Consider the following 18,108-nt stretch of genomic DNA (forward strand, 5'->3'; position numbering starts at 1 on the left):
CAGGGACCGCGGCTCGTCGCCGGGGCACCCAGGCGGCTGATGCGACGCTTCCACGGTGAGCAACAGCACCCACCCCGACCGCCTTCGGTGGGCGAAAATCGGTGCATGACGGCTTTGCTGGACGGTGTGCTGGCCGGCCTCGGGCTGGCCGGCCCCGGCCCCGAGCTCACCGGCGATCCGCAACCGGCCGCTCTGGCGTCCCCGCTGGCCGTCGCCGACTGCGCGACCGCCTCGGTGGCCGCCTGCCTCACCGCGGCCGCCGAGCTGGCCTTCGCGCGCACCGGCCGCCGTCCCGCCGTCGCGCTCGACCGCGACCACGTGGCGGCCGCCGTGCGCAGCGAGGTCTGGCTCCGCGACGCGGACGGGCGGGGGATCGACGGCTTCGCGCCGCTGTCGCGCTTGTGGCGAGCCGCGGACGGCTGGGTGCGTACCCATGCGAACTATCCGTGGCACCGCACGGCGCTGCTGACGTCCCTCGGCGTGCCCGACGGTTCCGAGGCCGAGGTTCAGGCGTCGCTGGGTGCGGTCATCGCGGCGCGCCCGGCATCGGAGATCGAGCGGATCGTGTACGCCGCCGGCGGCCTGGCCGTAGCGGCTCGCACCCAGGCCGAGTGGCAGGGCCCGGACGGCCCGCTCATCGGCATGTCCCCGCTGGGTCGCGCGGTGGCGCCGCCGGCCACGCCCGGCCCCCTGCCGGCGTCGGGGATGAAGGTGCTCGACCTGACCCGGGTCATCGCCGGCCCGGTCGGCACCCGGATGCTGGGCGCGCTCGGCGCCGACGTGTTGCGCGTCGACGACCCGCGTCGCCCGGAGCTGCCGCTGCATTCGGTCGACGGAGTAATCGGAAAGGCCAGCACCACCTTGGACGCCGGCACCGCGGAAGGCCGCCGGGTCCTGCACCGCCTTCTCGACCGGGCCGACGTCCTCGTGACCGGCTATCGGCCGGGCGCCCTGAGCCGCCTCGGTCTGGACCCCGGCCAGGTGGCGGAGCAGCACCCGGGCACGATCGTCGTCACGCTCTCGGCCTGGGGTACGTCCCGCGGCTGGGAGACCAGGCGCGGGTTCGACAGCCTGGTGCAGATCGCCACCGGCATCGGCTGGGCGACGAGCACGGACGGCGTCCGGCCCGGCGCCCTGCCGTGCCAGTTGCTCGACCACGCGACCGGTTACCTCATCGCGGCCGGGGCGCTGGCCGCGCTCGGCCGTCGCGTCCGCACCGGCGAGGCGACCCACGTGTCGGTGTCGCTGGCCCGAACGGCGCGATGGCTGCTCGACCAGGGCAGCGGACCGGCCGCAGGCGAGGATTCGCCTCGCGACGCCGACGCCTACCGGACGGCACTGGGCGGCGGGTGGAGCGGGATCAGCCCGCCCGGCCGGCTCGACGGCCGCCCGCTGAGCTGGCCGCACCTGCCGCCCGCCTATGGCCGGGCGCCGTCCGGGTGGGAGTGACCGCCCGCGTCCACTCGACGACGGGCGAACCGGCCACGTACACGACGGTCTCCTTCATCGGCTGTTCGCCCTCAGCCCCCCGTCAGCCGAGGGCGAACCTCCACCCTGGCAGGCGCGGGACCGGCTCACCAGAGACTTCACCGGTAACTCACCCGTACTATCGGCGAGGTGGGAGCATCGGCGTTCGGGCTCGCCGTACGGGCGCACCGGCGGCGGCTGGGGCTTTCGCAGGAAGATCTCGCCGAGCGGATCGGTGTCAGCACGAGCACGATCGGCAAGGTCGAGGCGGGCCGGATCAGCCGGCCCCGGCCGGCCACGATGCGCCTGCTCGCGGACGCCTTCGGGCTCACCGGCGAGGCGCGCGACTCGTTCTGCCAGACGGCCGGCGGGCCGCCGCCTACCCAGCCGGCCCCCACCCGGCCGCCGGCCCAGCTGCCCCCGGAGATGTTCCCGTTCACCGGCCGCGCCGAGGAACTGGCCCGACTCGACGCGCTGCTGGCGATGTCGGGCGACCGGCCGACCGTAGCCGTCATCTCGGCGTTGTCCGGCATGGCCGGGATCGGCAAGACGTCCCTCGCGGTGCACTGGGCCCGCCGGGTCTCCGGGCACTTCCCCGACGGCCAGCTGTACGTCAACCTTCGCGGCTTCGACCCGTACGGCCGGGTCATGGATCCGGCCGACGCCGTCCGCGGGTTCCTGGACGCGCTCGGCGTGGCGCCCGACCGGATCCCGGCCGGCGCGGACGCGCAGGCCGCCCGCTATCGGAGCCTGCTCGCCGGCAAACGGGTCCTGGTGCTGCTCGACAACGCCCGCGACGCCGAGCAGGTCCGCGCCCTGCTGCCCGGCAGCCCGTCCGCCCTGGTCCTGGTCACCAGCCGCAACCAGCTCACCGGTCTGCTGGCCACCGACGGCGCGCACCCGCTGCAGCTCGGCGTGCTCAGCCCGGAGGAATCGCGGGACCTGCTGAACGAGCGGCTCGGCGACGACCGGGTCGCGGCCGAGCCGGGCGCCGTGCCGGAGATCGTCGCGGCCTGCGCGGGGTTGCCGCTCGCGCTGAGCATCGCCGCCGCCCGGGCCCGGCAGTCCGGATTTCCGCTGGCCGCGCTCGCCGCCGACCTGAACGCGGCCGGTCACCGGCTCAACGCGCTCGACGCCGGTGACCCGCTCAGCGACGTACGCGCCATCTTCTCCTGGTCCTACGCGACGCTCACGCCCCCGGCCGCGCGGCTGTTCCGCCTGCTCGGCGTTCATCCCGGCGCCGATCTGTCGGTACCGGCCGCCGCCGCCCTGGCCGGCGCGCCGGTGCCCGAGACGCGCCGGTTGCTGACCCAACTCACCCGGGCCAACCTCGCCACCGAACACCGGCCCGGCCGGTTCGCCCAGCACGACCTGCTCCGCGCCTACGCCGCCGAGCTGGCCGCGACCGAGGAAGCGGACGAGGCCGCCGAGGCGCCGGCCCGGCTCATCGCCCACTATGTGCACACCGCCTGCGCCGCCAACCGGATCGTCTACCCCAACCTGGACGCCATCGCTGTGCCGCTCGCGCCGCTGCCGGACGGCGTCGAGGCCGAGCCGATCGCCGACCACCAGGCGGCCATGGCGTGGCTGGCGGCCGAGCACGCCAACCTGCTGGCGGCCGCGAGCCATGCCGCCACCGCCGGCCTGCACGCGTACACCTGGCAGCTGGCCTGGGGCCTGGACACCTTCCACCGCCGCCAGTGGCACCTGCACGACCGGATGGACACCTGGCAGGCGGCCGTCACCGCGGCCCGTCACCTCGGCAGTCCCGGCGTGCTGGCGTACACCCACCGCCGGCTCGGTGAGGCCTACCGCGGTCTCGGCCGCCCGGCCGAGGCCGCCGCCCAGGCCCGGGAGGCCCTGCTTCTCTTCGACGGTATCGGCGACCGGTGCGGCGAGGCCGACGTCCATCTCGACCTGTCGATGCTGGCCGAGCGCGAGGGCCATCTCGAGGAGGCCCTCGCGCACGCGGAACGGGCGCTGGCCGCGACCCGGTCGGGCAAGTCGCCCGCCCCCGAGCCGGTCGAGCTGCGGATGGCCCGCGCCCTCAACACGGTCGGCTGGTTCCGCGCCCTGCTCGGCGACCACGCCGCGGCCCTGAAGTTCTGCGGGGAGGCGCTGGCCATCAACACCCGGCGGGGCGACCACGAGAACATCGCCTTCACCCTGGACAGCCTCGGCTACGCCCACCAGCACCTGCGCCACCACGAGCAGGCCGTCGACTGCTACCGGCGGGCCATCGAGATCTTCCGCCGGCTCGGTCACGCCTCGATGACCGCCGACGCCCTGGAGCGCCTCGGCGACACCCACCACGAGGCCGGCCGGCCCGGTGCCGCCCGCGAGGCCTGGAGCCGCGCTCTGGAGATCCGCACGAGACTCGAGCACGTGTCGGCCGGCGACCTCCGGAAGAAGATCACGGGGCTGCGGTCCGGCTCGCGGTAACCGGGGGCCGGCTCGGTGAGCGCGTCGCGGAGGTGGCCAATGCCTCGGCCGCGACCTTCGCGAGCCGGGCATGGGCGGGGTGGCGGCCCTTGGTGCGGTTGTACAGGGTGAGTACGGCCAGCAGGGAGCCCTGCGGGTGATGGAGCGGGTACGAGTGCACCGAGCGGATGCCGGCGGCGAGCATCAGGCCCGGCCCCGGTTCCCCGGCGAGGATCGGGCTGACGGTGAGGTCGTCGATCCTCAGCGGGGCGCCCGTCGACAACACGGCGCTCAGCACCGACGGCCTGGTGGGGCCGACCGTGCTGAGGTGATCGAGCAGCGCCGCCGGAAGGCCGCGGTGGCGGACGATGCGCCATACCGAGGTATAGGGAGAGGGAGCGTGGAGGGCGCAGGCGTCGGCGCCGCCGCCGGCCGCGATGGTGATCGCGGTGCAGACCGCGGGCCAGTCCGCCACGTCGAGGAACCGTGGAGCGACGAGCGTTTCCGGGTCACGGCGCAGTTCGCGGCGAAACTGGCGCAACAGCTCGCGACGGCTGGCGCGCATCTCCGCGTCGATGATGCGCTGGTGTGCGTGCGGAAGGCTCATGATCGCTGTACCTCGGCCGGCCCGGACGCCGATCTTGCCCGGTCACCGTACTTGCCCCGAGCGTAGCCTCGTTCTATGTGGGCGCCGACACCAGAGCGTCGCCCAATGCCAGCCGGATGAAGCCCTCGTGTCCTGTTCCGGGTGAGCAGATGAGCTTGAGCTTCAGCACCCCGGTCACGTCGATCCGGACGGACTTGGGGTTGCCGACCTTGACGGTCAGCGGCTCCTTCCACAGGTTGCCGTCGAGATAGATCGTGACGGTGGCGCTGTAGTCGCTCTGGGCCTCGTCCTTGATCCCGACCAGCGCCGAGAACCGCGTCCACTTCCGGTGCAACGTGAACTCGGTCCACGTGTCGTCGTAATAGCAGGTCGGCAGGCTCGACTTCGAGTACGTGCGACCGTCGAGGTTGACGCTGTCGGCCTCGTAGGTGTTGCTCGACGACCGCACGTCGGAGGACTCGAAGTCGGCGACGAACATCGATCGCGGTCCGCTCGGCCGCTTCGGCGGCGTCGTCGCCGGTTCCGGATCAGACGCAACGTCGCTGGTGGTGACCGGCGCGCCGGTGGCGCGGGCATGCTGCGAAGGCTGCGTCGTGGCCGGCGCCGCCGCCGATGTCCGGGCGTCCGTGACACCAGCGGAGGGCGGGTTGACGACCTGCGGGGCGGCGCCGCCGGGACGCGATTCCAGGAAGACGTCGAAGAAGTCCTCGATCGGTTTGGCGAAGACGGCGACCACCACTGCGACCAGCGCCAGCGCGATGGCGGCGTCCACCTTCTTGCGCCGCCACCCGTATACCACCACGGACAGCAGGACCGCGAAGATCACCAGTACGACCATGAGCGCACCCGACAACGGAGGATCCTTCCGCGAGGAGTAGCCACGACCCTAGACATGCGGAAGTCAACGCGACATCGTTCAATGCGTCGGCATCGGCCGCGAGACGTCGCGAACCCCCGATGGGGTGACGTGCTCAGGCGCCACATAGAAGAAGGCCATATAGCCGGATGGCTATATGGCCTGGTGATGCGTGGTGCGCCGCGTAGGACTCGAACCTACAACCCGCGGATTAAGAGTCCGCTGCTCTGCCAGTTGAGCTAGCGGCGCTCTCCGGCAACGACGGAAACGTTAGCACGCACCTCCTTGATCCTTGAAATCGGCCCTCCTCCCAACACCTTCACAGCTTGAATCAGCCCCAGGGATGAACCACACCTTGCATCCATGAGGCAGGATGTCCCCGCAACGAACTCCAGAAGTTGATCTCACGGGGATGGTCGGCATGCGGCGCTCGCTGGTGGCTGTGGTGGTGGCGGCGGTGATCGCGCCTCTCGCGCTGTCCGCCTGCGGTGATGACAAGAAGCCGGCCGCCTTTGCCGCCGGGCAGCCGAGCGCGTCCACCAGCGCGGGTCCGAGCGCGAGCGCGCCGCAGCCCGAGTCCGCCGCGGTGCCGATCGAGCTGACCGTGACTCCCGTCTCCGGTAAGAAGGACGTGCCGGTCAGCGCCGAGATCGGGTTCAAGGTCGCGGGCGCCAAGGTCACCTCGGTCACCCTCAAGGACAGCAAGGGCAAGCCCGTCGCCGGCGAGCTGCGCGACGACGGTTCCAGCTGGGTGCCGAGCAAGACCCTCAAGACCAAGGAGTCGTACGCGGCGAGCGTCGTCGCCACCAGCGACAGCGGCCTGACCAAGACCGTCGGCACGACGTTCACCACGATGGGCGCGCCGGCCCACCGGACGGGCACCGGGCTCTACCTCTTCGACGACCACACCTACGGCGTCGCGATGCCGGTCGTGGTCGAGTTCAGCCCGGGCATCAAGAAGGCCGACCGGGCCGCCGTGCAGAAGCGCATGTTCGTCAAGACCGACCCGCCGCAGCCCGGCGTCTGGTCGTGGACCCCGAGCGGCACCCAGGCCTACTACCGCGCCAAGGACTACTGGCAGAGCGGCACCACGCTGACCGTGCGCATCGCGGTCGGCGGCGTGCCCACCGGCGCCGGGCGCTACGGCGACCGGGACCGGGCGGCGACCGCGAAGATCGGGCGCAAGTTCGAGATGGTGGTCGACAACAAGACCAAGAAGATGACGGTCGAGCAGGACGGCAAGGTCGTCAAGACGATGCCGGTCAGCCTCGGCCGGCCCAGCAAGCCCTCGGCCAGCGGCACCATGGTCGTGATGGACAAGCTGGCCGAGACGGTCTTCGACACGACCGACACCGACGGCGCGGACGGCTACCGCACCGAGATCCAGTACGCGCAACGCCTCACCTGGAGCGGTCAGTACATCCACTCCGCCCCCTGGTCGGTCGGCGCCCAGGGCCACCGCAACGTGTCGCACGGCTGCGTCAACGTCGCCCCCGGCAACGCCCGCTGGCTGTTCGACAAGACGCTCATCGGCGACCCGGTCAAGGTCAACGGCACCGGCAGCAAGCTCGGCTACGGCGACGGCTGGACGCCGTGGAACGTCAGCTGGCCCGAGTTCGTCAAGGGCAGCGCCCTGCCCGTGCCGGCGGCATTGAAGTAGCCCGGCCGGGGTCGCACAAATGGCCCTGAACGGGCGACTTGCCCCGATGACCTGTGTGACGGTGAATGCCGCGGCACGAATCCGGGATTGGTCACCGGGCTTTCATAGAGCACTATTGGGCGCCGGGGACGAACGACGCCGTGAGGGGACCATGAAGAACAGTCGAGTGAGCCGGCCGTGGCGCATCGCCGCGGTGGGGTTGATCGCAGGCACCGTCCTGCTGAGCTCGGGCTGCGGTCACGGCGACAAGTCGCCGAGCTGGCAGGGCGGCGGCAACGGCAACGGCAGCGGCGTCAACAACAGCGCGCAGGCCGACGGGGGCACCGCCTCCGCCACGCCGTCACCGTCCCCGACGCCGGCCACCGTCGCCGTCGTCTCGCCCAAGTCCGACGCGACCGGCGTGGTGGCCGCCACTGAGGTGAAGTACACGAGCGAGGACCCGGAGAACACGTCGGTCAAGGTCACCGACGACAAGGGCGAAGAGGTCAAGGGCACGCTCGACAAGGACGACAAGGTCTGGCGGCCGGAGAAGGCGCTGGCCTACGGCACCAAGTACACGGTCACCGTCAACGGCACCGCGTCCGAGGGCAAGGGCGGCACGACCACCAGCACGTTCACCACGATGGCCAAGCCGTCGAAGGTGATCCGGGTGACGAGCTTCCTCGGCGACAACAACGTCGTCGGCGTCGGCATGCCGCTGATCATCAAGTTCAGCCGGGCGATCCCGGCGAGCTACCGCGACGACGTCGAGCGCCGCATGACCGTCACCGCGAGCCCGGCGCAGGTCGGCTCCTGGGGCTGGATCAGCCCGACCGAGGTGCACTACCGGCCCAAGGAGTTCTGGAAGGCCAACTCCAAGGTCTTCTACAAGGTGCAGCTGGCCGGCGTGCCGCTGGGCAACGACTACTACGGCAAGAGCGATCTCACGGTCGACCTCAAGATCGGCCGCTCGTTCGTCATGACGGTCTCCAACAAGACCAAGCAGATGACCGTCAAGCAGGACGGCAAGGTCATCAAGACGCTGCCGGTCAGCCTGGGCAAGCCGAGCACCCCGTCGTCGAGCGGCACGATGATCGTGATGGAGAAGATGAGGCACACCGTCTTCGACACCACCGACACCGACCCCAAGAACGGCTACAAGACGCCGATCGACTTCGCCCAGCGCATCACCTGGAGCGGCCAGTTCATCCACGCCGCGCCCTGGTCCGAGGGCAAGCAGGGCAAGGTCAACGTGTCGCACGGCTGCGTGAACGTCTCCGAGGCCATGGGCGCCTGGCTCTTCAGCCGCACGATGATGGGCGACCCGATCACGGTGAGCGGCACCGAGGAAAAGCTCAAGCAGGGCAACGGCTGGACCGACTTCAACCTCAGCTGGGCCGCGTGGAAGAAGCTCAGCTACCTGTAACGAGAACGGGCGGAGAAAGGCGCGGTCGACTGTCGGCCGCGCCTTTCCCGTTCCGTACGCGGAAATTGCGCATAATCTTGGTTAATGCACCGGATCGCGTCGTTGGTTCTCCTTGTCGCGCTGACGGCCGGGTGCGGCATCGCTCTGACGGCCGGCTGCAGTGTCCGTGATCGGGCTCGATCGTCACCGGACCGTCCTTCACCGAGCGTGATTCTGTCGTCGGAGACCGCGATGGTCGACGACCCGCCCGGCACCGTTGGGTGCGCCCTGCTCGGCGCCGCCATCACCGCCGGCTCGCTCATGACGCCCGGTGTGGTCGACGACGTCGTGGCGGCGACCCGGGATGCCGACGCGCCGCTCGCCGACGCCGCGACTCGCCTCGGCGACGCCTACAAGATCGCCGTGGCCGCGGCCGGCAAAGCGGATGAACCGGACAAGGTGGCGGCGGTTGGTGCCGCGGCTTCCGATATGTCAGGCGTTTGCGCCGAGAGCGGCCTGAAGACCGCCGGTTGATCGGCATCGCTGAAGATCAATCCTTGGTTGACCTGCTGCTTCGCGGCCAACGCCAGCTTCGCGCGTTGTTTCGACATCTGTAGCCGGAAGGTGACGCAACCTCGGTCACAATGCTTCCCAAGGTCACGATCGAGCAGGCAGGATGCATCGCGGCGGGCACCGAGGAAGGAACGCAATGGCGCAGATCCATCACTTCGATCATGGGTGGATCACCCCGACGATCAGTTATGTGCTCTCCGTGCTCGGATCACTGCTGGGACTCACGCTCGCGGTGCGGTTCCGATCGGCGCGCTCGAACACCGAGCGCGTCTGGTGGCTGATCCTCGCCGCGGTCGCGATCGGCGGCACGGCGATCTGGAGCATGCATTTCGTCGCCATGATGGGCTTCAGCGTGGTCGGCACCCCGATCCGGTACGACGTGGGCCTCACCATCGCGAGCGCCGTCATCGCCGTCGTCGCGGTCGGCCTCGGCCTCGTGATCGCGCTGTTCGGCAAGCGCGCGCAGAACTTCCGCATCCTGGCCGGCGGCATCATCGCCGGGCTGGGCGTCGCGGCGATGCACTACACCGGCATGGCGGCCATGCACCTCAATGGCGAGATCGCGTACTCGGCCACCCGGGTCGGCATGTCGATCGGCATCGCCGTCGTCGCCGCCTCGGTGGCGCTCTGGCTCGCCGTGACCGTCCGCAAGCCGCTCATCGTCTTCGTGTCGGCCCTGGTCATGGGCATCGCGGTCAACGGCATGCACTTCACCGGCATGTCCGCCATGTCGGTCACCGAGCACGACCCGGCCGGCGTCCTCTCCGGCGCGACCGCGACCGCGATGATCGTCCCGGTCGGCCTCACCGTGGTCTTCGGCATCCTCGGCCTCGCGTACGCGCTGATGGCCGCCCCGACCGAGGAGGACCGCGCGGCCGCCGAATACCTGGCAGCCCGCCGCGAGTCCGGCCAGACCGGCTTCATCCCGCGGCAGGCCGAGGCGCCGGCGGTCGAGCAGCCGTCGCGGGGAGCCTCCGCCCTCGGCGCCGGCAACTGGACGTACCGCGACCGTTCCCGCTGACCGTTCCCGCCGCTTTCCGCGGCCGCGCGGCACCTGCCGCTTCCCGCGGCCGCGCGGCACCTGCCGCTTCCCGCGGCCGCGCCGCACCCGCCGCCTCCCGCGGCCGCGCCGCACCGGCCGCTTTCCGCCGCCGTGCCGTGCACGCGGCCCGCATCCGCCGGCGGGTGCGGGCCGCGCCGGGCGGCCTCAACCGCCCGGCGCCATGCGGCCGCGGGAGTCAGTGCGGCTGGACCAGCCAGTCCCAGGCCTTCTTGAGGCCGTGCGTGAGCGATTCGTCGTCCTCGGTCTTCCGGGCGGCCGGGTCGGCGCTCGGCTCGGGCAGCTCGCCGGCCGCGGCCGAGATGATCACGCCGTGCTCGAAGAGGCCGTCGACCAGCGAGGCCCGCGCGAACCGGTGCCCGGCCGGGGTCTTGATCAGCAGACCGTGGAAGACGTCCGCCTGCTCGTCGGCCACCACGTGCTCGACCTCGCCGGCCTTGCTGCCGGACCGGTCGAAGACGGGCGTGCCGTCCTTGAGCACGAGGTAGGAGACCGGGGCGCCGAGATCCACGGGAGTGTCGTTGTCGGTCATGCTCCGGTGGTACCCCGGGCGCGTGCCCGGTACACGGCGCGGCGCGGTTCAGAGCCCGGCGTCGGGCAGGCTCGCGACCTCGCGGTAGAAGCGGTTGATCTGGCGTACGGTCGATTCGAAGTCATCAAGACCAAGAGGCTTGGTGACGTACGCGTTGGCCCGCTGCTGGTAGCTCGACACGATGTCCGGCGCCGCGCCCGAGGTCGTCAGGATCACCACCGGGATCGCCTTGAGCTCGTCGTCCGTCTTGATCGCGGCCAGCGTCTCGCGCCCGTCCATCCGCGGCATGTTGAGGTCGAGCAGGATCAGGTCGGGGCGCGGGGCGTCGCTGAACGGGCCCTCGCGGCGCAGGTAGTCGAGCGCCTCGCGGCCGTCGTGCACCCGTTCGACGCTGGCGTCGGTCTCGGTGGCCAGCGCCTCCGAGATCATGAGGGCGTCGGCATCGTCGTCGTCGACGACGAGGATCTGCAGGCTCCGCATTGCCGTACCCCCTGTATTTGCAGTGCCGCAAGCATAGGGGTACGGGTCGATCCGAACTACCGCTGGGCCGTCGGAACCCGCGGCTCGCCGGTCGCCTCGGTGCCGAGCTCGGCGAACCACCGCAGAACCTGGCCCGGCGTCATGTCGTAGCCAGTCGCGCGCGCTCCGGCCCAGTTGACGCCGACCATCATCTCGTCGTGCTCGAGGTTCGTCATCCAACCGGAGAGCCATTCCTCGACCGGGATCGGAACAACCTCGAAGCCGTTGTACGCGTCGACGTGCTTGACGATCAGCTGGGCGCGCGTGGGCTTGGACCAGAACGGCACCGCGCGCCGCCCGTCCTCGCCGGCCGGAGCCGGGAAACCGTCCGGGTCGCGAATCGCGTAGACGTGACCTCCCTGCGTGACCTCGCGACGAAACGCCGCTTTGTGGGCACCGCTGAGCGACATGACTTCTCCCTTCGTACGCCCTGATCGTGGCCGATCGCGTCCGCCGCGTCTCCAACATCATCTTTTCGGCCGAGGGGGCGCTAAACATTTTGTACAGGAAAGAGTAGATAAGTCCGAAACACCGCGTAAAACCGCACCCCGGAGGCCGGTTGCCCATAGTGTCCGTTTTGCCCCGCGACGGCTCGGGGCGAATGAAACCGATCAGCCACCGGAGGAATGATGAACAAGAGTCGGCGTATCGGAGTGCTGATGGCCCTCGCCACGGCGGCGGTCGGCACGGCCGCGGTGACCACGGCGGCGCCGGCCAACGCCGCCGCGCGCGGGCCGCAGCCGGTGTCGAGCTGGCTGCGGGCGGTGCGCGCGCACACCGACAACTGGATCAACATCAACTGGCGCACCGACCGCCGGGTCTGCGACTTCTCGGTGCGGCTGGTGGCGCGCGACGTCGACGTCGACTACGCCGGCCGCCGCCCCTACGCGACGTTCTTCCGGGGGGACACCCTCCGCCCCGGCCGCACCGACTTCACCCCGATCCGGGTGAACGCCGACTTCGACCGCTCCGGCATCGCCCGCCTCCGCGCGATCGTCTCCTTCGACGACTGCACCCGGCGCGCCCGCACCGAGTGGCGCTCGTTCAGCCTGGCGCTGCCGGTCGTCCGCAACGACCGTCCCGGCCACGGCTTCCCCGGCGGCCACCCGGGTGGTCCGGGCGGTCCGGGCTTCCCCGGTGGTCCCGGTTTCCCCGGCGGTCCCGGTTTCCCGGGCCAGGGCGGCCCCGGCGGTCACGGCGACGACCACGGCCAGCACGGCGGTGGCCAGCAGGGCGGCGGTCAGCAGGGCGGCGGTCAGCAGGGTGGTGGCCAGCAGGGTGGCGGCCAGCAGGGCGGTCAGCAGGGCGGTGGCCAGCAGGGCGGTGGTCAGCAGGGTGGCGGTCAGCAGGGCGGCCAGCAGGGCGGCGGTCAGCAGGGTGGCGGTCAGCAGGGCGGCCAGCAGGGCGGCCAGCAGGGTGGCGGTCAGCAGGGTGGCGGCCAGCAGGGCGGTCAGCAGGGCGGTGGCCAGCAGGGCGGCCAGCAGGGCGGTGGCCAGCAGGGTGGCGGTCAGCAGGGCGGCCAGCAGGGCGGCGGTCAGCAGGGCGGTGGTCAGCAGGGCGGCCAGCAGGGCGGCGGTCAGCAGGGCGGTGGTCAGCAGGGCGGCCAGCAGGGTGGCGGCCAGCAGGGCGGTGGCCAGCAGGGTGGCGGCCAGCAGGGTGACAACGGCCAGCACAACCACGGCCACGGCAACGGGAACGGCAACGGCAACAACTGACGCCGCCCCGACCCGCTCTGTCCGACAAATCCGTAAATCTCCGGAATGGGGACGTCGGAGCGGCCCGGCTTCTACGCTCGAGTAGTGGCCGCGGCCTCAACGGGGGAATGACGTGAGACGGGGCCGGGGCGACCGGCCCCGACTCGCGCGACGTTTGTACCCGGCGACTTTGCCGAACATATAAAAAGGGATGCGCCCGGCCGGCTGGGGGGCAGTACCGGCCGGGCGCAGGTCCTCTTCCGACGGCGTCCGATCCCCGAGGACGTCGACGACCTCAAGGTAGTTACCGGCGGTGACCAGGACCACGGGAGAGCGGGCAGCCTCGTGGCCGCTGTCCGGAGTGGACTGCCGACCGTTCGGATGATCTCCGTTGCTGGTGTGCCACGAGTTCGGTCACAGCCAGCCAACGCGCTTGAACCGCCAGTACAGGCCGCCGCAGATCACCGCGATCGCGGCGATGACGCCCCAGAACCCGTACGGCGCGTCGAGGAACGGCATCTGCTCGAAGTTCATGCCGTAGATCCCGGCCAGCACCGTGGGAACCGCCGCGATCGCCGCCCACGCCGCGATCATCCGCATGTCGTTGTTCTGGCCCATCGACACCTGGGCGAGCCGGGCCTGCAGGATCGAGTTGAGCAGGTCGTCGAAGCCGGCCACCCGGTCCACCGCCCGCGCCAGCCGGCCCCGCACGTCGGTGAAGTAGGGCCGCAGCGCCACCGGGAGCCGCGGCTCGTCGAGCAACCGGGCGAGCGGCTCCTGCAGCGGGAGCACCGCCCGCTTGAACTCGACCATCTCCCGCTTGAGCTGGTAGAAGTGCGCGATCTCGGGGGAGCGCTGGTCGGCGAACGTCTCCTCCTCGAGCCGTTCCAGGTCGTGCTCGACCGCGACCGCCACATCGAGGTATTCGTCGACCATCCGGCCGGCGATCGCGTACGCCACCGCCCAGGGTCCCAGCCGCAGCACCGCCGGCCGTTTCTCCAGGTCCTGCCGCACCGGCCAGAGCGCTCCGGCCGCGCCGTGCCGCACGCTGATCACGAACGACGGCCCGATCAGCACCGTCACGTCGCCGGTGTCGACCACCTCCGACGTGGCGGTCAGCTCGTCGTGCTCGACGTACCGCGCGGTGCGCAGGACCAGCCGGGTCACGTCGCCGATCACCTCGAGCGCCGGGCGGTGGCCGCCCTCGACGGTCCGCTCCACGATCAGCTCGTGCAGGTCGAAGGTCTCGGCGATCGAGCGCATGGTGGCCCGGTCCGGCTCGTGCAGACCCAGCCACACGTACGCCCCATGCCGTCGCGCCAAGCGTGCCGCCTCGGTGTAATGAACCGTCCCCGGCCGCCGCTCGCCCGCCGCGTAGACCGCGCAGTCGACGACGGCGTCCGGGTTGTGCCGGCGCTGCGGCGGCACGGCTCCTCGCGTACGCCGTGGGGTGATCCCCTCGATGAGCCGCCGCAACCCGAACATCGCTCCACCCCTGTCCGCCCGCTGGTCCGGACCCGACCGTAGTGGTCAGTCGGACCGGCGCATCGCTCGCACGCCGACGAGCAGGCCGAGCGATCCCACTATGGCGGCGGCCAGCAAGCCGGTGACCGTCGTCGACCGCCAGACGTCACCGGTGAACAGCGCCCGCTCGGCGTCGACCACGTAGCGCAGCGGGTTCCACGCGGCCAGCGCGCGCAGCCAGCCCGGCCCGCCGTCGAGCGGCAGCAGCACGCCGGCGAGCAGCAGGATCGGGAAGAGCACGGTCTGCTGCACGGTCCAGAACAGCCATTCCTGGTGCTTGGAGGCGAGCGCGAGGGTGTACGAGAGCGCGCCGAGCCCGACGCAGAAGCCGGCCAGGATGATGAGCCCGAACAACGCGCCGCCGACGCTGAGCCGGTAGCCGAACGGCAGGCAGACGATCACGATCAGGGCCGCCTGTGCCACCATCGGGACGATCTCCTTCAGCGCACGCCCGATCAGCAGGGCCGGCCGGCGCAGCGGGGTGACCAGCATCCGCTCGTGCGAGCCGGTCTGGATCTCGAAGAGCAGGTTCGACCCGGTCATCGAGGACGCGAACAGGCACGACATGACGACGATGCCGGGCACGAACCAGCGCAGCGCGTCCGATTTGTCGCCCGGGAGCAGCGGCGCGAACAGCGCCAGGAACACCAGCGGCTGCACCATCGCGATGATGAGCGTGAACGGGTTGCGCAGCGTGGGCCGCAGCTCGCGGCTGAACACGGTCATGGTGTCGGTGAGCATGATTCAGACCTCCACGAGCTCTTGGATCGGCTGCTGCTCACGCAGGCTGCGGCCGGTGAGCTGAAGAAAGACGTCGTCCAGCGTCGGCCGCGTCACCTCGACCTCGGCGGCCGGCACTCCGGCGGAACGCAGATCTTCGAGAATCCCGGGCACCTGCCGCGGCCCACCCTGCGTGTGGATCACAATGCCCTTCCCGTACGCGGTGAGCTTGCGGTTCTGGAGTTGCGCGGCCGCCCACGAGGCCTCGTCGGCCGAGTCGAAGCCGAGCCGGATGGTGTCGCCGACGTGCTCGGCCTTGAGCCGTGCCGGGGTGTCGTCGGCGATGATCCGCCCGTGGTCGACGACGATGACCCGCTCGGCCATCGAGTCGGCCTCGTCCAGGTAGTGCGTGGTCAGCACGATCGTGGTGTCGTGCTCCCGCCGCAGGCGCAGGATGTGCTCCTGCAGGTTGGCCCGGTTCTGCGGATCGAGCCCGGTCGACGGCTCGTCCAGGAAGAGCAGTTCGGGCGCGTGGATGAGGCCCATCGCGATGTCCAGCCGCCGGCGCTGCCCACCGGAGAGGGTCGCCACGGTGCGGTCGGCCACCTCGGCCAGCCCCAGCGACTCGATCAGCTCGCCGGCCCGTCGCCGGGCGTCGCGCACGCTCATCCCGTACGCCCGCCCCTGGCTGATCAGCTCATCCCGCCCGCGCTGGCTATGGCCCGCACCATTTCCCTGCCCGATGTATCCGATCCGGAGCCGCACGTCGCGCTGATGCTTGACCACATCGAAGCCGGCCACGGTGGCGGTGCCCGACGTCGGCGGGATCAGGGTCGTCAGCATCCGCAGCGTGGTCGACTTGCCCGCCCCGTTCGGCCCGAGCAGCGCGACCAGCTCCCCGGCGCGCACGCTGAGATCGATGCCGTCCACCGCGCGAACGTCCTTGAACTGCTTGGTCAGACCTCGTGTCTCAATCATGGTTCCGACGCTATGGTTCGTTGCGGACAGTTTCTGGCCTCAATGCGGCGGAGTCTGAATTCATGGCGAACACGAGTGCCCGGATGCTCCGACTGCTGTCGCTGCTGCAGACTCACCGCTACTGGCCCGGCGGGGAGCTCGCCGAGCGCCTCGAGGTGAGCCCGCGCACGTTGCGCCGCGACGTGGACCGCCTGCGCGAGCTGGGCTATCCGGTGGACGCCAACCGGGGCGCGGCCGGCGGCTACCAGCTCCAGGCCGGCGCCGCCGTCCCCCCGCTGCTGCTCGACGACGACGAGGCCGTGGCCATCGCGATCGGCTTGCGAACCGCCGCCGCCGGCGCCGTGGCCGGCTTCGAGGAGACCTCGGTCCGGGCCCTGGCCAAGGTCATCCAGCTGCTGCCGCCGCGCCTGCGCCGCCGCATAGACGCCCTCCGGGCCGTGACCACCCCCGGCGTCCTCGGCGGCGGCCCCACCCTCGACCCATCCGTCCTGACCACCATCGCCCTGGCATGCCGGGGCGAGGAGCGGCTGCGCTTCACGTACGTCGCCCGCGAGCGCGACGCCGCCGCCCGCCACGTGGAGCCGCACCACCTGGTCCCGCTCGGCCGCCGCTGGTACCTGCTCGCCTGGGACCTCGACCGAGCCGACTGGCGCAGCTTCCGCGTGGACCGCCTGACCGCCCCCGCGCTGACGGGCGCCCGTTTCCGCCCGCGCGACATCCCCGGCGGAGACCCGGCCGCCTGGCTCCGCTCCCGCATGCGGTCCCTGCCCAACCGCTACGACGTCTCGGTCGTGATCGAGGCCGCACCCGACCAGGTCCGCGCCGTCGTCGGCCACTGGGGCACGGTCGAGCCCCTGCCCCTGCCCGCGCCCGCCACCGCCCGAGCCGCCGATCCCGCAGCGGCGACCGACGCCGGCCCGTCTGCCACTACCGCCGGCCCGTCTCCCGCCACCGCCGGCGCGTCTCCCGCCACCGCCGGCGCGTCTCCCGCCACCGCCGGCGCGTCTCCCGCCACCGCCGGCCCGCCTCCCGCCACCGCCGGCGCGTCTCCCGCCGCCCCTGGCTCGTCTCCCGCCGACGCTGCCCTTTCTCCCGCCGGACAGCCGTCCTCCGTAAGCGACGCGGGAGCCGGGTCGTGCCGCCTGCGCATGAACGTCGAAGACCTCTCGTGGCCGGTCCTGACCCTCGGCGTGCTCGGCGCGCCCTTCACCGTGGAGTCGCCGCCGGAGCTGCGCGACCGCGTCCGCGAGGTGGGCGAGACCCTGCTGCGCAACTCCGCCTGATCGTGTCTCCCGGACGGCGTCTCCCGGACCGCGTCTCCCCGGCCGCCCGACGATCATCGGTGCGGATCGGCGCCCCCGTGGCGCCGATCCGCATGCACGAAGCTATCGACCCCCTCCGACATTTTCCGGCCCTTTCTAAGCCGTCGCTTATATAAGATTGACCGGATATCCACAGGCCCGAAATTCGGCTGTCGCGCCGCCGTCGCGCCCAGCACAATGGGCGCCGTGAACAAGCCACCGAGCACTGTTGACGAGCTGGTCGCGCTGGGCGACAGCGTGAAATACCTGCTGTTCTGGGGCCATCGCCCGCAGCGCGACGGCAGTGTCGGCGCCGGTTGCCTGAGCCAGTGGTGGCCGGTCGAGTTCACTGTGGACGGCGTCGTCTTCCGCTCGGCCGAGCACTACATGATGTGGCGCAAGGCCAAGCTCTTCGGCGACGAGACGACGGCCGGCCGCATCCTCGAGGCCGGGCACCCGCGTGACGCGAAGATGCTCGGCCGCGGCGTGGCGGGCTTCGACGATCAGACCTGGGCCGACCGCCGCTTCGAGATCGTCACCGACGCGAGCCTGGCCAAGTTCGGGCAGCACGCCGACCTGCGCGCCTACCTGCTCACCACCGGCGACCGCATCCTGGTCGAGGCGAGCCCGACCGACCGCGTCTGGGGCATCGGCCTGGCCGCGAGCGACGAGCGCGCCACCGATCCCACCCGCTGGCGCGGCCTCAACCTGCTCGGGTTCGCCCTGATGCGCGCCCGCGCCGAGCTGGCCAGGAGCGGCGGCGAGGTGGCGAGCGGGGCCGATGTGAGCGGCCGAGCGGTGGCAGAGTAGGT

At 71.4% G+C, this 18,108-nt stretch carries 17 protein-coding genes and 1 tRNA gene; 8 read left to right on the top strand and 10 right to left on the bottom strand.

From position 1 onward, the window contains the following. Positions 1-105: 105 nt before the first annotated feature. Positions 106-1,449: a CoA transferase gene (locus ACQP2F_RS06500; RefSeq protein WP_433301580.1), complete on the top strand. Its 1,344-nt coding sequence runs from the start codon at positions 106-108 to the stop codon at positions 1,447-1,449. A 168-nt stretch (positions 1,450-1,617) separates the two neighbouring features. Continuing rightward, complete coding sequence (locus ACQP2F_RS06505; RefSeq protein WP_433301582.1) at positions 1,618-3,909, top strand: ATP-binding protein; 2,292 nt, start codon at positions 1,618-1,620, stop codon at positions 3,907-3,909. Here the strand turns inward: ACQP2F_RS06505 and ACQP2F_RS06510 are convergent. The 3 genes from ACQP2F_RS06510 to ACQP2F_RS06520 all read right to left on the bottom strand — a co-directional run bounded on the left by ACQP2F_RS06510 (position 3,881) and on the right by ACQP2F_RS06520 (position 5,600). Further along, on the bottom strand, positions 3,881-4,495 hold the full coding sequence (locus ACQP2F_RS06510) for a GAF domain-containing protein (protein ID WP_433301583.1): 615 nt from the start codon (positions 4,493-4,495) through the stop codon (positions 3,881-3,883). The genes ACQP2F_RS06505 and ACQP2F_RS06510 overlap by 29 nt on opposite strands. Positions 4,496-4,568: 73 nt before the next feature. Next, positions 4,569-5,333: an NPCBM/NEW2 domain-containing protein gene (locus ACQP2F_RS06515; protein WP_433301585.1), complete on the bottom strand. Its 765-nt coding sequence runs from the start codon at positions 5,331-5,333 to the stop codon at positions 4,569-4,571. A gap of 191 nt (positions 5,334-5,524) precedes the next feature. Next, positions 5,525-5,600: transfer RNA gene (locus ACQP2F_RS06520), tRNA-Lys, on the bottom strand. Between the two features lie 163 nt (positions 5,601-5,763). On the opposite strand from ACQP2F_RS06520, the gene ACQP2F_RS06525 reads away from it, so the two are divergent. The 4 genes from ACQP2F_RS06525 to ACQP2F_RS06540 all read left to right on the top strand — a co-directional run bounded on the left by ACQP2F_RS06525 (position 5,764) and on the right by ACQP2F_RS06540 (position 9,989). Then, positions 5,764-7,011 carry an Ig-like domain-containing protein gene (locus tag ACQP2F_RS06525; RefSeq protein ID WP_433301587.1) on the top strand — a complete coding sequence of 416 codons (1,248 nt, stop codon included), beginning with the start codon at positions 5,764-5,766 and terminating at the stop codon, positions 7,009-7,011. Between the two features lie 151 nt (positions 7,012-7,162). Beyond that, entirely contained in the window at positions 7,163-8,416 is a 1,254-nt protein-coding gene (locus tag ACQP2F_RS06530; RefSeq protein WP_433301589.1) for an Ig-like domain-containing protein, read from the top strand. Between the two features lie 84 nt (positions 8,417-8,500). After that, positions 8,501-8,929, top strand: coding sequence for a hypothetical protein (locus tag ACQP2F_RS06535; protein WP_433301591.1), 429 nt, complete (start codon positions 8,501-8,503; stop codon positions 8,927-8,929). 175 nt (positions 8,930-9,104) lie between these two features. Further along, positions 9,105-9,989 carry an MHYT domain-containing protein gene (locus ACQP2F_RS06540; RefSeq protein WP_433301593.1) on the top strand — a complete coding sequence of 295 codons (885 nt, stop codon included), beginning with the start codon at positions 9,105-9,107 and terminating at the stop codon, positions 9,987-9,989. Positions 9,990-10,206: 217 nt separating this feature from the next. Here ACQP2F_RS06540 and ACQP2F_RS06545 read toward each other — a convergent pair whose 3' ends face one another. The 7 genes from ACQP2F_RS06545 to ACQP2F_RS06575 form a co-directional block, all read right to left on the bottom strand. Continuing rightward, positions 10,207-10,560, bottom strand: coding sequence for a PRC-barrel domain-containing protein (locus tag ACQP2F_RS06545; protein ID WP_433301594.1), 354 nt, complete (start codon positions 10,558-10,560; stop codon positions 10,207-10,209). A gap of 48 nt (positions 10,561-10,608) precedes the next feature. Further along, positions 10,609-11,040 carry a response regulator gene (locus ACQP2F_RS06550; protein ID WP_433301596.1) on the bottom strand — a complete coding sequence of 144 codons (432 nt, stop codon included), beginning with the start codon at positions 11,038-11,040 and terminating at the stop codon, positions 10,609-10,611. A 56-nt stretch (positions 11,041-11,096) separates the two neighbouring features. Further along, positions 11,097-11,489 carry a DUF2750 domain-containing protein gene (locus ACQP2F_RS06555; protein WP_433301598.1) on the bottom strand — a complete coding sequence of 131 codons (393 nt, stop codon included), beginning with the start codon at positions 11,487-11,489 and terminating at the stop codon, positions 11,097-11,099. Positions 11,490-11,690: 201 nt separating this feature from the next. Then, positions 11,691-12,764 carry a hypothetical protein gene (locus tag ACQP2F_RS06560; RefSeq protein ID WP_433301600.1) on the bottom strand — a complete coding sequence of 358 codons (1,074 nt, stop codon included), beginning with the start codon at positions 12,762-12,764 and terminating at the stop codon, positions 11,691-11,693. 423 nt (positions 12,765-13,187) lie between these two features. Then, positions 13,188-14,258, bottom strand: coding sequence for a magnesium and cobalt transport protein CorA (locus ACQP2F_RS06565; RefSeq protein ID WP_433301601.1), 1,071 nt, complete (start codon positions 14,256-14,258; stop codon positions 13,188-13,190). Positions 14,259-14,303: 45 nt separating this feature from the next. Then, positions 14,304-15,038: an ABC transporter permease gene (locus ACQP2F_RS06570; protein ID WP_433301603.1), complete on the bottom strand. Its 735-nt coding sequence runs from the start codon at positions 15,036-15,038 to the stop codon at positions 14,304-14,306. Positions 15,039-15,041: 3 nt separating this feature from the next. Then, the gene (locus ACQP2F_RS06575) at positions 15,042-15,995 is read right to left on the bottom strand and encodes an ATP-binding cassette domain-containing protein (RefSeq protein WP_433301605.1); all 954 of its coding nucleotides are present in this window, start codon (positions 15,993-15,995) and stop codon (positions 15,042-15,044) included. A gap of 62 nt (positions 15,996-16,057) precedes the next feature. On the opposite strand from ACQP2F_RS06575, the gene ACQP2F_RS06580 reads away from it, so the two are divergent. Next, positions 16,058-17,278: a WYL domain-containing protein gene (locus tag ACQP2F_RS06580; protein ID WP_433301607.1), complete on the top strand. Its 1,221-nt coding sequence runs from the start codon at positions 16,058-16,060 to the stop codon at positions 17,276-17,278. Between the two features lie 225 nt (positions 17,279-17,503). Continuing rightward, positions 17,504-18,106: an NADAR family protein gene (locus tag ACQP2F_RS06585; protein WP_433301609.1), complete on the top strand. Its 603-nt coding sequence runs from the start codon at positions 17,504-17,506 to the stop codon at positions 18,104-18,106. Positions 18,107-18,108 lie beyond the last annotated feature (2 nt).

Origin of the sequence: Actinoplanes sp. CA-030573 (genome assembly GCF_050951115.1) — a bacterium.
In the GTDB taxonomy this organism is placed as follows: domain Bacteria; phylum Actinomycetota; class Actinomycetes; order Mycobacteriales; family Micromonosporaceae; genus Actinoplanes.

Bases quoted from the DNA above. Each gene is read 5' to 3' on its own strand.
- ACQP2F_RS06535 (WP_433301591.1), top strand. From the start codon at position 8,501: ATGCACCGGATCGCGTCGTTGGTTCTCCTTGTCGCGCTGACGGCCGGG.
- ACQP2F_RS06515 (WP_433301585.1), bottom strand. From the start codon at position 5,333: ATGGTCGTACTGGTGATCTTCGCGGTCCTGCTGTCCGTGGTGGTATAC.
- ACQP2F_RS06570 (WP_433301603.1), bottom strand. From the start codon at position 15,038: ATGCTCACCGACACCATGACCGTGTTCAGCCGCGAGCTGCGGCCCACG.
- ACQP2F_RS06580 (WP_433301607.1), top strand. From the start codon at position 16,058: ATGGCGAACACGAGTGCCCGGATGCTCCGACTGCTGTCGCTGCTGCAG.
- ACQP2F_RS06545 (WP_433301594.1), bottom strand. From the start codon at position 10,560: ATGACCGACAACGACACTCCCGTGGATCTCGGCGCCCCGGTCTCCTAC.
- ACQP2F_RS06555 (WP_433301598.1), bottom strand. From the start codon at position 11,489: ATGTCGCTCAGCGGTGCCCACAAAGCGGCGTTTCGTCGCGAGGTCACG.
- ACQP2F_RS06530 (WP_433301589.1), top strand. From the start codon at position 7,163: ATGAAGAACAGTCGAGTGAGCCGGCCGTGGCGCATCGCCGCGGTGGGG.
- ACQP2F_RS06540 (WP_433301593.1), top strand. From the start codon at position 9,105: ATGGCGCAGATCCATCACTTCGATCATGGGTGGATCACCCCGACGATC.
- ACQP2F_RS06510 (WP_433301583.1), bottom strand. From the start codon at position 4,495: ATGAGCCTTCCGCACGCACACCAGCGCATCATCGACGCGGAGATGCGC.
- ACQP2F_RS06575 (WP_433301605.1), bottom strand. From the start codon at position 15,995: ATGATTGAGACACGAGGTCTGACCAAGCAGTTCAAGGACGTTCGCGCG.
- ACQP2F_RS06525 (WP_433301587.1), top strand. From the start codon at position 5,764: ATGGTCGGCATGCGGCGCTCGCTGGTGGCTGTGGTGGTGGCGGCGGTG.
- ACQP2F_RS06500 (WP_433301580.1), top strand. From the start codon at position 106: ATGACGGCTTTGCTGGACGGTGTGCTGGCCGGCCTCGGGCTGGCCGGC.
- ACQP2F_RS06550 (WP_433301596.1), bottom strand. From the start codon at position 11,040: ATGCGGAGCCTGCAGATCCTCGTCGTCGACGACGACGATGCCGACGCC.
- ACQP2F_RS06565 (WP_433301601.1), bottom strand. From the start codon at position 14,258: ATGTTCGGGTTGCGGCGGCTCATCGAGGGGATCACCCCACGGCGTACG.